13 protein-coding genes are annotated in these 13727 nt (G+C 58.8%); 11 read left to right on the top strand and 2 right to left on the bottom strand.

Annotated elements, in window-relative coordinates:
• The first annotated feature begins 89 nt into the window (after positions 1-89).
• From A0251_RS10975 to A0251_RS10990, 4 genes are all read left to right on the top strand, one after another.
• The gene (locus A0251_RS10975; protein ID WP_062816894.1) at positions 90-2279 is read left to right on the top strand and encodes a TonB-dependent receptor domain-containing protein; all 2190 of its coding nucleotides are present in this window, start codon (positions 90-92) and stop codon (positions 2277-2279) included.
• A gap of 163 nt (positions 2280-2442) precedes the next feature.
• On the top strand, positions 2443-2775 hold the full coding sequence (gene grxD, locus A0251_RS10980; RefSeq protein ID WP_062816895.1) for a Grx4 family monothiol glutaredoxin: 333 nt from the start codon (positions 2443-2445) through the stop codon (positions 2773-2775).
• 167 nt (positions 2776-2942) lie between these two features.
• Complete coding sequence (locus A0251_RS10985) at positions 2943-3668, top strand: PepSY-associated TM helix domain-containing protein (protein WP_062816896.1); 726 nt, start codon at positions 2943-2945, stop codon at positions 3666-3668.
• Positions 3669-3852: 184 nt separating this feature from the next.
• Complete coding sequence (locus A0251_RS10990) at positions 3853-4455, top strand: peroxiredoxin (RefSeq protein ID WP_062816897.1); 603 nt, start codon at positions 3853-3855, stop codon at positions 4453-4455.
• Positions 4456-4576: 121 nt separating this feature from the next.
• On the opposite strand, the gene rnt is transcribed toward A0251_RS10990, so the two are convergent.
• Positions 4577-5245, bottom strand: a complete 669-nt coding sequence (rnt, locus tag A0251_RS10995) for a ribonuclease T (protein WP_062816898.1) — start codon at positions 5243-5245, stop codon at positions 4577-4579.
• Positions 5246-5447: 202 nt separating this feature from the next.
• Between rnt and A0251_RS11000 the strand changes: the two genes are divergently transcribed.
• The 6 genes from A0251_RS11000 (at position 5448) to A0251_RS11025 (ending at position 11598) form a co-directional block, all read left to right on the top strand.
• Entirely contained in the window at positions 5448-6671 is a 1224-nt protein-coding gene (locus tag A0251_RS11000; RefSeq protein WP_062816899.1) for an argininosuccinate synthase, read from the top strand.
• A 201-nt stretch (positions 6672-6872) separates the two neighbouring features.
• Positions 6873-8276, top strand: coding sequence for a YncE family protein (locus A0251_RS11005; protein ID WP_062816900.1), 1404 nt, complete (start codon positions 6873-6875; stop codon positions 8274-8276).
• A gap of 419 nt (positions 8277-8695) precedes the next feature.
• Positions 8696-9079 carry a lactoylglutathione lyase gene (gene gloA, locus A0251_RS11010; protein WP_062816901.1) on the top strand — a complete coding sequence of 128 codons (384 nt, stop codon included), beginning with the start codon at positions 8696-8698 and terminating at the stop codon, positions 9077-9079.
• A gap of 11 nt (positions 9080-9090) precedes the next feature.
• Positions 9091-9528, top strand: coding sequence for an ATP-dependent zinc protease (locus tag A0251_RS11015; RefSeq protein WP_062817024.1), 438 nt, complete (start codon positions 9091-9093; stop codon positions 9526-9528).
• Complete coding sequence (rimK, locus tag A0251_RS11020; RefSeq protein WP_062816902.1) at positions 9525-10430, top strand: 30S ribosomal protein S6--L-glutamate ligase; 906 nt, start codon at positions 9525-9527, stop codon at positions 10428-10430. The genes A0251_RS11015 and rimK overlap by 4 nt, the downstream gene beginning before the upstream one ends.
• A gap of 109 nt (positions 10431-10539) precedes the next feature.
• A complete protein-coding gene (locus tag A0251_RS11025; RefSeq protein WP_062816903.1) occupies positions 10540-11598 on the top strand; it encodes a succinylglutamate desuccinylase/aspartoacylase family protein in 1059 nt (352 codons plus the stop codon).
• A 215-nt stretch (positions 11599-11813) separates the two neighbouring features.
• Here the strand turns inward: A0251_RS11025 and A0251_RS17510 are convergent, their stop codons facing one another.
• The gene (locus tag A0251_RS17510; protein ID WP_197461915.1) at positions 11814-11987 is read right to left on the bottom strand and encodes a hypothetical protein; all 174 of its coding nucleotides are present in this window, start codon (positions 11985-11987) and stop codon (positions 11814-11816) included.
• Positions 11988-12316: 329 nt separating this feature from the next.
• On the opposite strand from A0251_RS17510, the gene sat reads away from it, so the two are divergent.
• Positions 12317-13522: a sulfate adenylyltransferase gene (sat, locus tag A0251_RS11030; protein ID WP_082810852.1), complete on the top strand. Its 1206-nt coding sequence runs from the start codon at positions 12317-12319 to the stop codon at positions 13520-13522.
• Positions 13523-13727: the final 205 nt, after the last annotated feature.

A 13727-nucleotide genomic window follows, 5' to 3' on the forward strand; every position in this document is an offset into this window, starting at 1 on the left:
TAGTGAATTGATATCGATTCGTTTTCGCTGTATCTTCTCTGCGCTTACGATTTTTACATTTTTGTCATTTGCGTCGGGAAGGAACAAACATGCATTTACAGCGTCGCTTGCTTTGCTGTGCCATCGCGTCTGCCGTGGCCGCCGGGGCTGCTCCGGCTTTTGCCGATCAGGCCAATGAGCTGAAACCGGTACAGATCCTCGGGGATCGTCAGAACACCTTTAGCGTTAGTGGCTCTGCCCACGTGCTCTCCAACGAAGACCTGGAAGAAAAAGAAAACACCGATGTGCATCGCATGCTGCGGGATGTGCCCGGCGTTTACTTCCAGGAAGAGGACGGTTACGGCCTGCGTCCGAACATCGGTATCCGTGGTTCCGGTCGTGATCGTTCCAGCAAGGTTTCCCTGATGGAAGACGGGGTGCTGATCGCCCCTGCTCCTTATGCTGCCCCGGCTGCCTATTACTTCCCCAGCGCCGGTCGCTTCTACGGTATTGAAGTACTGAAAGGCCCGGACACCCTTCGCTATGGGCCCTTCACCGTGGGCGGTGCCATTAACTTCCTGTCCACCCCGATTCCTGCCCGTGCCTCCGGCATGGTCAATGTGGAAGGCGGTGAAGACGGTGCCCAGCGGGCCCATGCCTACTATGGCGCCACTGAAGGCCAGTTCGGCTTCATGCTGGAAGCCCATCAGCAGCGCACCATGGGCTTCAAGGACATCGACCGTTCCAATCGCGACAGCGGCTTCGACAAGCGTGATTACGTGGCCAAGCTGCGCTGGCAGGCCCCGGAAACGGCAGATATTCAGCAGGCGTTTGAGCTGAAACTGGAGCATTCCAGTGAAGTGTCCGACGAAACCTATCTGGGTCTGACCGACCGTGATTTTGAGCGTGATGCCAACCGTCGTTACGGCATGAGCGACATCGATCAGATGGACAACGACCGGGATGCGGTTTCACTGCGTCATACTCTGGTATTTGACGAGAATACCCAGTTGAACTCCGTGGTGTACCGCAACGAGTTCAACCGTAACTGGTACAAGCTGGCCAGCGTCGAAGGGCAAGGCATTGGTGGCTTTGTGGCCGACGCCAACGCCAATGGAGGTGCGAAGCAAGCGATCTTGCGCGGTGCCGATGCGGATGATCTGGTATTCAAGAACAATAATCGTGAATACGTCTCCGAAGGCGTGCAGACTGAATTGAACCACCGTTTCCAGACCGGTTCCGTGGACAACGACCTGATTGTCGGTGCCCGTTACCATCAGGATGAGGTGGATCGCTATCAGCCCACCGACACCTTTGACCAGCGCAATGGCAGCCTGGTGTACCAGACCTCCACTCTGCCCACCGGCGGTGATAACCGTCTGGAAAACGCCGATGCCATGTCCGCCTGGATCATCGATCATGCCTACATCGGTGATTTTATTGTCACCGGCTCCCTGCGTTACGAGAACGTGGAAAGCAAGAGCAAGCGCTGGGGTGATCCGGCTCGCAACACCGTCAGTGCCCGTACTGAAAACCGTAACGAAGAACTGATGGCCGGCCTGGGCGCCACTTGGCTGCTTAACGACAACTGGTCTGTTCTGGCCGGTGTGCATCAGGGCTTTGCTCCGGCGGGTGCTTCTTCCAAGAAAGGCACCGATGCTGAAAAGAGCGTTAACTACGAAACCGGTTTCCGCTACTGGAACGAGAACTTCAGTGCGGATGTGATCGCCTTCTACAGCGATTATGAAAACACCATCCAGAACTGCTCCATCGCTAATCCATGCCCGAATGGCAACGATTCCGGCACGCAAAGCTTTGGTGAGTCCGAGGTTCGTGGTCTGGAAGTAGGTCTGAATAGCGTGGTCTGGGAAGGTGACAGCGGTCTGCAAGCTCCGGTTCGTCTGACCTATACCTATACCGACGGCGAAATCACCAAGGATGCGGATGATCTGTCTGTGCTGGATGGCGATGTACTGCCTTACCTGCCGGAGCATCTGGCCAGCCTGACCTTCGGCCTGGAAAAGCCGGCGGCCTGGTCTGCGCTGATGTCTGTCAGCCACACTGAGGGTATGTGCATCGACAATAGCTGCGACCGTCCTGGCGAAGTGACCACCTTCAAACGCACCAGCGATTATGTGATTGCGGATGTGGTGGCTACTTACCACGTGAACAGCGATATGGAAGTGTATGCCAAGGTGGATAACGTGTTTGACGATCAGGAAATCGTCTCCCGTGACCCCGCCGGCGCCCGTCCCAACAAGCCGCGTACCGGCTACCTGGGCATGAAAGTGCGCTTCTGAGCAATGTGCCTGTAGCAAGGAAAAGGGGGCTTCGGCCCCCTTTTCTGTTGGTGGCGCCCCTTGAAGGGGGAATGCCACGGCCCCATCTGGGAGGGGCAGGGCCAACAGTGGTAGAATGGTGGCCAACCACAGCTAATACACCCCAAACCGCCAGGTAGTCAGTATGGATGTTATCCAGGTCATCAAAGACCAGATCGAAAAGAACCCGGTGATCCTCTACATGAAGGGCACCCCACAGTTTCCCCAGTGCGGTTTTTCCGCCCAGGTGGTGGAAGCCATGACCGCTGTCGGCAAGCCGTTTGCCTATGTGAACATCCTGGAGGCGCCGGAAATCCGCCAGAGCCTGAAGGAATATGCCAACTGGCCGACCTACCCGCAGCTGTGGGTGGGCGGTGAGCTGGTCGGCGGCTGCGACATCATCATGGACATGTACCGTTCCGGTCAGCTCAAGGAGCTGGTGGACGGCGCCGCCGTGGATGCCGACGACAACGCCTGATACCGTCGTCGCGTCTGACAAAACCCGGCCTCGCGCCGGGTTTTTTTGTGTCCGGCGTTGGGGCGGGCCTGACACTTTCGCTCAGCCAGTGGGATGATCCCGGTGTTGGCTCCGCTGCCGTAGCGCCTACAATCGAAGCGGATTATTCGCCGTCGCGAGGAAACCCGGTGAAAAAACGCAAACCCACAGGTGGATGGCGTCGCTGGCATCGCTGGCTGGGCCTGCTGGTGGCCATGCCGGTGCTGGTGTTGTCGGTCACCGGGATTCTGCTCAATCATGTGGAGTCACTGGATTGGGCCAGTGAGCCGCTGCCGCCCACCCTGGCACGTAGCTACGGTGTGCCGATACCGGAGCAGATCAATGGTAGCCCGGTGGACGGGCACTGGTACGCCCAGGCCGGAGAGCGACTCTTTGTGGATGGCCGTGCTGTGGCGGCCTGTTCGTCGCCGTTTCAGGGGGCGGTGGCGGTGCAGGGGCTTATTATGGCCGGCTGTGGCGGTGAGTTGCTGTTGTTGCAGGGAGAGCAACTGGTGGAGCGGCTACGGCCTGCCCAGGGCGTGCCAGCCTTTACCCGTCTGGGAGTGGCGGCAGGGGCACTGATCCTGGAGACAGATAATCGCTTACTGCAGTTTGATCCGGACAGGCTCGGCAGCGCGGGGGCGCCCTCGGGGGACTGGCAGCCTGCTCCTTTGACTCCGGTACCATCGACAATATTGTCCGATTTGCAGGCGGCCAGTGTGCCGGCGGCATTGAACTGGCAGCGATTGTTGCAGGATCTCCATGCCGGGCGTCTTTTCGGGCGGGTCGGGCAGTGGCTGATGGATCTGGCGGCCCTGGTGTTGGTGGTGCTGGCGCTCACGGGAGCGCTTGTCTGGGCCCGTAGCCGGCGATAATTTGAACGGCTGAGGCCGAATTCACGGACATTGGCCGGCCTGCCTATTGAAAGCATGGCCATAATCCCCATGATAGTGCCATGCAGCGCGACGGTAGCCGTTGTACTATCGCTGCTCGGATTCAATGTTGGTTCCGGCACCCTGAGGTGCCGGAGAGTCAATCTAGTCATAATGGAGAGAAGCAATGGGCGTTCTGGTAGGTAAACCTGCACCTGATTTTACGGTTCCCGCAGTACTGGGCGATGGCAGCATCGTTGACGAATTCACCCTGTCCGAAGCCATCAAGGGCAAGTATGGTCTGGTGTTCTTCTACCCGCTGGACTTCACCTTTGTCTGCCCCTCCGAGCTGATCGCTCTGGATCACCGCATGGACGCGTTCAAAGAGCGCAACGTGGAAGTAATCGGTGTGTCCATCGACAGCCACTTCACCCACAACGCCTGGCGTAACACCCCGGTGAACGAAGGCGGTATCGGTCCGGTGAAATACACCCTGGCCGCTGACATGAACCACGGCATTGCCCAGTCCTACGACGTGGAATCCGAAGGTGGCATGGCATTCCGTGGCGTGTTCCTGATCGACCAGAACGGCGTGGTACGCAGCCAGATCGTTAACGATCTGCCGCTGGGTCGTAACATGGACGAGCTGATTCGTCTGGTTGACGCCCTGCAGTTCCACGAAGAGCACGGCGAAGTGTGCCCGGCGGGCTGGCAGAAAGGCGATTCCGGCATGAACGCCTCCCCGGACGGCGTGGCCGAGTACCTGTCTGGTAATGCAGACAAGCTGTAATAGACAGCACAAAAAAAAGGGGCGCCAGTAATGGCGCCCCTTTTTTTTGTGTGTCTGACGTCGGATGTCTGACGTCAGACGCTTTTGTCGTCCGACCTCTGACCTCCGACGTCAGGCCGCATTAATCCAGCTGCTTCGCCAGCGTCGGCGGCATATCCTTCGGCGGCGGGGGTGGCCAGCCGCCCAGGTCCTTGAAACGATTGACCATGGAGCAGAACAGCTCCGCGGTTCGGGTGGCATCGTAGAGCGCCGAGTGGGCCTCGCGCTGACTGAAGCGGATGCCGGCGGCTTCGCAGGCCTTGGCCAGTACGGTCTGGCCATATACCAGTCCGGCCAGGGCGGCGGTATCGAAGCTGGAGAAAGGGTGGAAGGGGTTGCGTTTGATATCGGCACGTTCGGATGCCGAGTTCAGAAAGCCCTGATCAAAAAAGCTGTTATGCCCCACCAGCACCGCGCGGGTGCAGCCATGCTGTTTGATTGCCTTGCGCACCGGTTCGAACACGCCTTTCAGGGCCGTTTCCTCGGGTACGGCACCCCGCAACGGGTTGTCCGGGTCAATGCCGGTGAAATCCAGTGCTGCCTGTTCGATATTGGCCCCCGGGAAGGGGTCCACATGAAACTGGATGCGAGTGGAGGGGCGCAGATAGCCCTGGGCATCCATATCAATGAGCACGGCGGCAATTTCCAGCAGCGCGTCGGTCTGGGCATTGAAGCCCCCGGTTTCCACATCAATCACTACCGGCAAAAAGCCCCGAAACCGCAGCGCCAGGCTGGGGTGCTGATCATTCATGATCACTCCATCAGACACACAAACCCCGCTTTGCCGTCGGCGACGGCCGCGAGAGGGGGCTATGCTACCGGAAAGCCCGCAGGGGCAACAGGCGCGAAAGTGGATCAGAGATGACGCCAGCCGGGCAGGGCGGGTACAATACGCGGCCTCGATTCACCGGGGGGCGCCTGATAGCGGGGCCTCTCACATGCGGAGTCTTTCAATGTCCAAGATCAACAAGGTGGTACTGGCTTATTCCGGCGGCCTGGATACCTCGGTTATCGTCAAATGGCTGCAGGATACCTATGACTGCGAGGTGGTGACCTTTACCGCCGATATCGGTCAGGGCGAAGAAGTGGAGCCGGCCCGCGCCAAGGCAAAAGCCATGGGCGTGAAGGAAATCTACATTGAAGACCTGCGCGAAGAATTCGTGCGCGACTACGTATTCCCCATGTTCCGCGCCAACACCATTTACGAGGGTGAGTACCTGCTGGGTACCTCCATCGCTCGCCCGCTGATTGCCAAGCGGCTGGTGGAAATTGCCGAAGAAACCGGTGCGGATGCCATTTCCCATGGCGCCACTGGCAAGGGCAATGATCAGGTGCGTTTCGAGCTGGGCGCCTATGCCCTGGCCCCGGGCATCCAGGTGATTGCGCCCTGGCGGGAGTGGGATCTGAACTCCCGCGAGAAGCTGATGGCGTACTGCGAAGAGCGCAATATCCCGGTGGATTTCTCCAGCAAGAAAAAGAAATCCCCGTACTCCATGGACGCCAACCTGCTGCACATCTCCTACGAGGGCGGCAACCTGGAAGATCCCTGGTGGGAAGCGGAAGAAGACATGTGGCGTTGGAGCGTGAGCCCGGAAGCGGCGCCGGACCAGCCTACCTACATCACTCTGACCTACGAGAAGGGCGATATCGTGGCCATCGACGGCGAGCGTCTGAGCCCTGCCGAGGTCCTGGCCAAGCTCAACAAGCTGGGTGGCGACAACGGCATCGGTCGTCTCGACATCGTCGAGAACCGCTATGTGGGCATGAAGTCCCGTGGCTGTTACGAAACCCCGGGCGGCACCATCATGATGCCGGCTCACCGTGCCATCGAGTCCCTGACCCTGGATCGCGAGTCCGCGCACCTGAAGGACTCCGTGATGCCCAAGTATGCGGAGCTGCTCTACAACGGTTACTGGTGGAGCCCGGAGCGTCTGGCCCTGCAGAAGCTCATCGACGCCACCCAGGAACACGTGAATGGCGAAGTGCGCATGAAACTGTACAAGGGCAATGCCACCGTGGTGGGGCGTCGTTCAGACAATGATAGCCTGTTCGACGCGTCTATTGCCACGTTCGAAGACGATGCCGGCGCGTACGACCAGAAGGATGCGGAAGGCTTCATCAAGCTGAATGCCCTGCGCTTGCGTATCGCCGCCAAGAACGGCCGCAAGTTGCGTTAAGGCTTCCGGGCGTTTCCCGTCCCGGAGCTGACCCCCAGGAAAACCGCCACAGCCGGCAGGCTGCGGCGGTTTTTTTGTGCCTGTTGCAGGGGATTGGCGGTTACATAACGACAAGGAAAAGGCATTTAATTTGCACGGTAGTCTCAATTAGCCTGAGAGCAGCAACATTCTTACAACAACAGGCTGATCGAGGAGCTTGCCATGACTATCGGGCAATACCGTTTTTCCGTTAAGGATCTGGGGATTCTGACCCTGCTGACCGCGTCGTTACTGGTCGGCTGTGGCGGCGGGGGCAGTGATTCTGCAACACCTGCCTCTACCGGTGTCGATGAGGCCCAGCGCGAAGCGCCACAGCAGGAGGGAACGCCTGATGAGGTGGCTGAGGAGGTGCCGGAAGAGACTGAAGACGGCCCACGGTCGGTGATCTTCGTGGGCAACAACTGGGAAGGGGTGATTGATGTAATCGATGCGGCCAGCTACCAGCGCCTGGGTCGTATCAGCGGGATTCCGGACCAGAAGGAACGGGAAAAAGCGATTGCCCTGAATCCCCTCGATCTGCTGTTTTTTCAGGGTATCCGGGTATTGATCGGTGAGGGCAACCACCAGTATGTGGACGACATGTACAGCTCCCCGGATGGACGCCTGCTGATCGTTTCCCGGCCCAGCTACGCGGATGTGGTGGCCATCGACGTGGTCAGTGGCGAGATCGCCTGGCGCTTTGAGGTGGACGGTTACCGGTCTGACCATATGGCCCTGTCACCGGATGGCACCCAGGTGGCGGTATCCGCCTCCACCGGCAACGTGGTGCACATTCTGGATGTGGAAACCGGTGAGGAGCAGGGTCGTTTCCCGTCCGGGGATTCTCCCCACGAAAACATCTATTCCGAGGATGGCGAGCGTATTTACCATGCCAGCATCGGTACCGTGTACACGCCGCTGGACAATGAGCTGGTGGGTGATCTGACCGACGGGCTGCTGGGGCAGAACCTGCTGGATGCCACCAAGGGCGAGCGGGTGTTCCAGGTGGTGGACGCAAACAGCCTGGAAATCATCAAGCAGCTGGATCTGGAAAAAGACCTGGCAGAGGCCGGTTATGGCAATCTCAGCACGGCGGTGCGGCCCATGGCACACACCGCCGACGAACGCTATTTCTACTTCCAGCTGTCGTTCCTGCACGGGTTTATCGAGTACGACATGCAGGAAGAAAAAGTGCTGCGTCTGGCCGAGTTGCCGGATTTGACCAATGGACTGCCACGGGAACTGTACGTGAATGATTCCGCCCACCATGGCATCGCCATGAGCGCGGATGATTCGACGCTGTGTGTGGCGGGGACCATGAGTGATTACGTGGCCCTGGTAAATCGCGAGGATTTCTCCCACCAACTGAAAACCGGCATTGGCGAGAAACCCTACTGGGTGACCACCAGCGCCGATGGCAATCACTGCTATGTGTCCTGGAGCGGGACTGACCAGATGTCCGTGTTCAACTACCAGACCGGCCAGGAAGTGGCTCGCGTGGACGTGGGGGATCATCCGCAACGCATCCGCGAGGGGAGTGTGCCGGAGGCATGGGTCGAGGCGCAGGGCAGCCTGTTCCTGCCCTGAATCGCGATGCATAGCGCGTTGCCCGTCGGGGCGGCGCTGGCGGCGCGATCACCGCAATGCCCGCCCGTCTACAACGAAGCGGCTGTAGGCGTTCCTCTCGAGGGACGATCTACGCATCAGCGTGGAAATAGCCCCAAGCGCCGATCCAGGATTCGGTTCGGCGCAGATTCGTCCATCGAGAGGAACTCCTGCAGTGGCTTTGTCGATATCACGGTTCGCGTTGTCGGTAACGTTGTTGCGGCGGGATAACGTCCAGACTGTCTGCCATGAGCGGCGATTACCTGGATGTTTTACAGTGTTCCCCTCCGTAAACCCACTTTTTCATTGTCAATCCTCCCCTCTGCCACCACTATTCGCCCTGTAGATAGCTGGGGCTCCGTGCCCGCTGAGTTTTGCTGATATCAGGAGCGAAGTAAGCAATGCGAATCCTGCATACCATGCTGCGCGTGGGCAATCTGGATCGGTCCGTGGCCTTCTATACCGAGGTGCTGGGCATGAAGGAGTTGCGCCGCAAGGAGTACCCGGAAGGCCGCTTCACCAATGTCTTTGTGGGCTATCAGCCGGAATCCCGGGGCGCGGTGCTGGAGTTGACCTTTAACTGGGATCAGCACGAGTACGATCTGGGCGATGGCTATGGCCATGTGGCCCTGGCGGTGGACGACGTGTACGCTGCTTGTGAACGTATTCGCCAACGGGGTGGGCGCATTACCCGCGAACCCGGCCCCATGAAACATGGCAGTACCATTCTGGCCTTTGTGGAAGACCCGGATGGTTACAAGATCGAACTGCTGGAAAGGGACTGATGGGCTCTCCAATGGCAACCAAAGTCACCGTCGGCTGGCGGGAATGGGCAAGCTTGCCCGAACTGGACATCGAAGCCATCAAGGTCAAGGTGGACACCGGAGCGCGGACGTCGGCGCTGCATGCTTTTCAAGTGGAAAGCTTTATGCGCGATGGACAGGAATGGGTTCGTTTTTCTATCCATCCGATTCAGGGGCAGGACCAGGTCAGCCATTGTGAAGCGCCGGTACTGGACCGTCGGGTGGTGACTGACTCCGGTGGCCACAAGGAAGAGCGCCCGGTGATCTGCACCGATATTGAACTGGGTGGCCGCCGCTGGCCCATCGAGATCACTCTGACCGACCGTGAAAACATGATATTCCGTATGCTGCTGGGACGCACCGCCATGGGCGAGATCATTGTCGATCCCACGGCATCTTTTTTATTAGGTGGAAACAAAGAGCAACCATGAAAATTGCCATTCTTTCGAGAAACAAGCGACTGTACTCCACGCGCCGACTGGTGGAAGCGGGCGAGGCTGCCGGTCATGAAATGCATGTGATCGATACCCTGCGTTGCTATATGAGCATGGTGGCACACAAGCCGGAGATTCATTTCAAGGGCGAAGTCCTGGAAGGCTTTGATGCGGTGATCCCGCGGATCGGTGCCTCCATCACCCAGTACGGTACGGCAGTATTGCGCCAGTTCGAAATGATGGGCGTCTTCCCGGTCAATGAATCCGTGGCCATTTCCCGGTCCCGGGACAAGCTGCGTTCCCTGCAGCTGCTGTCGCGCAAGGGCGTGGGCCTGCCGATCACCGGTTTTGCCCACTCTCCGGATGACATTCCCGATCTGATCAACATGGTTCGCGGTGCGCCACTGGTGATCAAGATGCTGGAAGGCACCCAGGGTATTGGTGTGGTGCTGGCGGAAACCCGCAAGGCGGCGGAATCGGTGATCGAGGCCTTCATGGGGCTGAATGTGTCGGTGATGGTCCAGGAATACATCAAGGAAGCCGGCGGCGCCGATATTCGCTGTTTCGTGGTGGGCGGCAAGGTGATTGCGGCCATGAAACGTCAGGCCGCGCCCGGCGAGTTCCGTTCCAACCTGCACCGTGGTGGCAGCGCCAGCCTGATCCGCATTACCCCGGAAGAGCGCGCCACGGCCGTGCGGGCCGCTCGTATCATGGGCCTGAATGTGGCCGGGGTGGACATCCTGCGTTCCAACCACGGCCCCGTGGTCATGGAAGTGAACTCCTCGCCGGGCCTGGAAGGCATCGAAACCGCCACCGGCAAAGATGTGGCGGGAATGATCATGAAGTTCATCGAAAAGGATGCGCGCCCCTACCGGACCCAGACCAAGGGGTCAGGCTGAACCGACGCCTCGCAGGAGCCGTGCTTGAGGGTTGCAGCTCGCAGTCTCGGGTCGGCGTCCCGGGGGGAGCCGTTAGTGTGGTTGGGTCTGCAAGGTAGAGAAAAACAGAATGAAAAACAGCAAAGAACCGAAAAACACCCCTTTTGAACTGGATGGCGTGACGGTAGCGCCCGGTACCCGGGCCAAAGTGGAATTGCCGCTGGCGCAGCTTTATACCCAGACGCCCTTGAATGTTCCCATCCATGTGATCAATGGACGCAGACCCGGCCCGGTGCTGATGGTCAGCGCGGCCATTCACGGGGATGAGCTCAATGGCGTGGAAATCATCCGTCGCCTGCTGCGTCACTCTGCCCTGAAAAGCCTTAATGGCACCTTGCTGGCAGTGCCGGTAGTGAACGTGTTTGGTTTCATTCACAAGACCCGCTATCTGCCGGACCGGCGTGATCTGAACCGCTGTTTCCCCGGCTCGGAAACCGGCAGCCTGGGCGCGCGAATGGCCTGGCAATTCAAGAGTCAGGTGCTGGACCGAGCCACCCATGCGGTGGACCTGCACACCGGCGCGATTCACCGGGCCAACCTGCCGCAGATCCGCGCCGACCTGTCCAACGAGGATACCGCTGCCATGGCCAATGCCTTTGGCGTGCCGGTGGTGATCAATTCGGTGCTGGGCGAGGGCACGTTGCGGGAAGTGGCCGAGGCCCAGGGCATCCCGGTGATCACCTATGAAGCCGGTGAGGCATTGCGCTTCGAAGAATCCTGTATCCGGGCCGGTGTGAAAGGGGTGCTCAATATCATGCAGCACCTGGGCATGACCGGTAGTCGCCGCACCAAGGCGCCCACCGAACCCTATATTGCCCGCTCATCCAGCTGGGTTCGTGCAGAACGGGATGGGGTCTTCCTGTCGCTGGTGGCACTGGGGGCGTGGATCAAGAAGGGGGATCTGATCGGTCGTATTTCCAGCCCCTTTGGCGGGGAGGATGTGAATATCTTCGCGCCGGCTGCCGGCATCCTGGTGGGCCGTAATAACTTGCCCCTGGTGAATGAAGGGGAAGCGCTCTATCACATTGCCCGCTTCGAGGAAGTCAGCGAAGTGGCGCAGTCACTGGAAGTGTTTACCTCCGATATCGAAAAGGGCCCGACCCTGGCAGGTGAGCCGCCGATCGTCTGAGCCTCTCAACGGAAACGTGACCACACAAAAAACGGGCCCTGGTGGCCCGTTTTTTGTGTGGCTCGGCTTACGCCTTCTTGAGCTTTTTCTTCAGTTTCTTCAGCACAGATTCCTGCTTGTTGATCTTGGCCTTGCTCTGCTTGATGGCTTTTTTTAGCTTTTTCTTCTTGGACATGATGTCTCTCCATTTTCGCAAGTGATGGCCGAGCCCTCGGCTACTCGCCGGATGTCGACTCCTGGGCCTTGATAAAGTCACGAATAAACCGGCGGACTTCACGCGCGGCGCTGGTATCCAGCTCTTCGCAGAGCTCGATAAAGCGCAGACGTTCTTCGTCGTTGATGCGAACGATGAGCTGACTGTTCTTCTTGGCCTTGCCTTTTTTTGCCATACAGAGACACACCACAGGAAAACAGGCTGCATCGTCGCTGGAATATTAGCGACTTGCAAACAGACTATTGGCTATCTTATAGATAGTCAATGTATATACATTTTTTCCAGGGTAAGGGGATCTTAAAGGGGGGAGGGAGCTTTTGGGGGACGCCGTGACGGGGGGCGGGGCACGCAAGTCATTGTTGAGTATGGCTCTTTACTGATCGGGCTGGCGCGTTGCCGCTTTTTTTACGTCCGCCGCCCTTGCCGGGCCGACCTGCTGCCGATCCTTTGCTATACTCCGCCGCGATATGGATACCCCGTTGATTGAGCATTTGGAGTGAATAGATGGTCGCTTTGGTCAAGCCGCATGGTGCGGACGCATTGAAACCCCTTTACGTTGCTGATGAAGATGCCCGCGTTGCCTTGCAGCAGGAAGCGGAATCTCTGCCTTCAGTGGTGATCAGCTCGGCCGCTGCCGCCAATGCGGTGATGATGGGTGCCGGTTACTTCACCCCGCTGACGGGCTACATGAACAAGGCTGACATGCTGTCGGTGGCGGAAAACATGACCACTGCCGATGGTCTGTTCTGGCCGGTGCCGATCGTCAACATGCTGAAGGATGTCAGCGCCATTGAAGGTGCCAAGCGCATTGCCCTGCGCGACCCCAATGTGGAGGGCGAGCCGGTGATCGCGGTGATGGATGTGGCGGCGATCGAGGAAGCCTCCGACGCCGAACTGGAAGCCGTTGCCGAGCAGGTCTTTGCCACCAATGACAAGGAGCACCCGGGTGTGGCCAATTTCCTGGCCGCCGGCAACTTTATCGTGTCCGGTGACATCCAGGTCCTCAATTACTCCTATTTCGCCGACGATTTCCCCGATACCTTCCGTACCGCGGTTTCCATTCGCAATGAGTTCGTTGAGCGTGGCTGGAGCAATGTGGTCGCGTTCCAGACCCGTAACCCCATGCACCGCGCCCATGAAGAACTGTGTCGCATGGCCCAGGAGGCGCTGAACGCCGACGGTATCCTGATTCATATGCTGCTGGGCAAATTGAAGAAGGGTGATATTCCGGCTGACGTGCGTGATGCCTCAATCCGCAAGATGGTGGAAGTGTACTTCCCGCCCAACACCGTGATGATCACCGGGTACGGGTTTGACATGCTGTACGCCGGCCCCCGTGAGGCGGTGTTGCATGCGGTATTCCGCCAGAACTGTGGCTGCAGCCATTTGATCGTCGGCCGTGACCATGCAGGCGTGGGCGATTATTACGGCGCTTTCGATGCGCAAACCATCTTCCAGGAAAAGGTGCCGGCCGGTGCCCTGGAAATCAAGATCTTCGAGGCGGACCACACCGCCTATTCCAAGAAGCTTGATCGTGTGGTCATGATGCGTGATGTGCCGGACCACACCAAGGACGACTTTGTGTTGCTGTCAGGTACCAAGGTGCGTGAGATGCTGGGCCAGGGCATTGCCCCGCCGCCGGAGTTCTCTCGTCCGGAAGTGGCCCAGATCCTGATGGACTACTACCAGGCGCTGGACGCAGACAAGTAACAGGCTGCGTGCTCCGCACTCAATGCCCTTCGGGAAAAGCCTCTTTCGAGAGGCTTTTTTCGTTTCCGGCAAGGCGCTCGCCAGTGCGAAATGCCCCCGGCGCTGTCGTAACCCAGGACGGATAGCGCCGAGCAGCGGCGGAAAATTACCGATGTGGCTCCGGTTTTGCGGGCCAGGATCAGGTAAAATTCCGCCTAATTCATTT

Origin of the sequence: Alcanivorax sp. NBRC 102024, assembly GCF_001602235.1 — a bacterium.
GTDB lineage: Bacteria > Pseudomonadota > Gammaproteobacteria > Pseudomonadales > Alcanivoracaceae > Alcanivorax.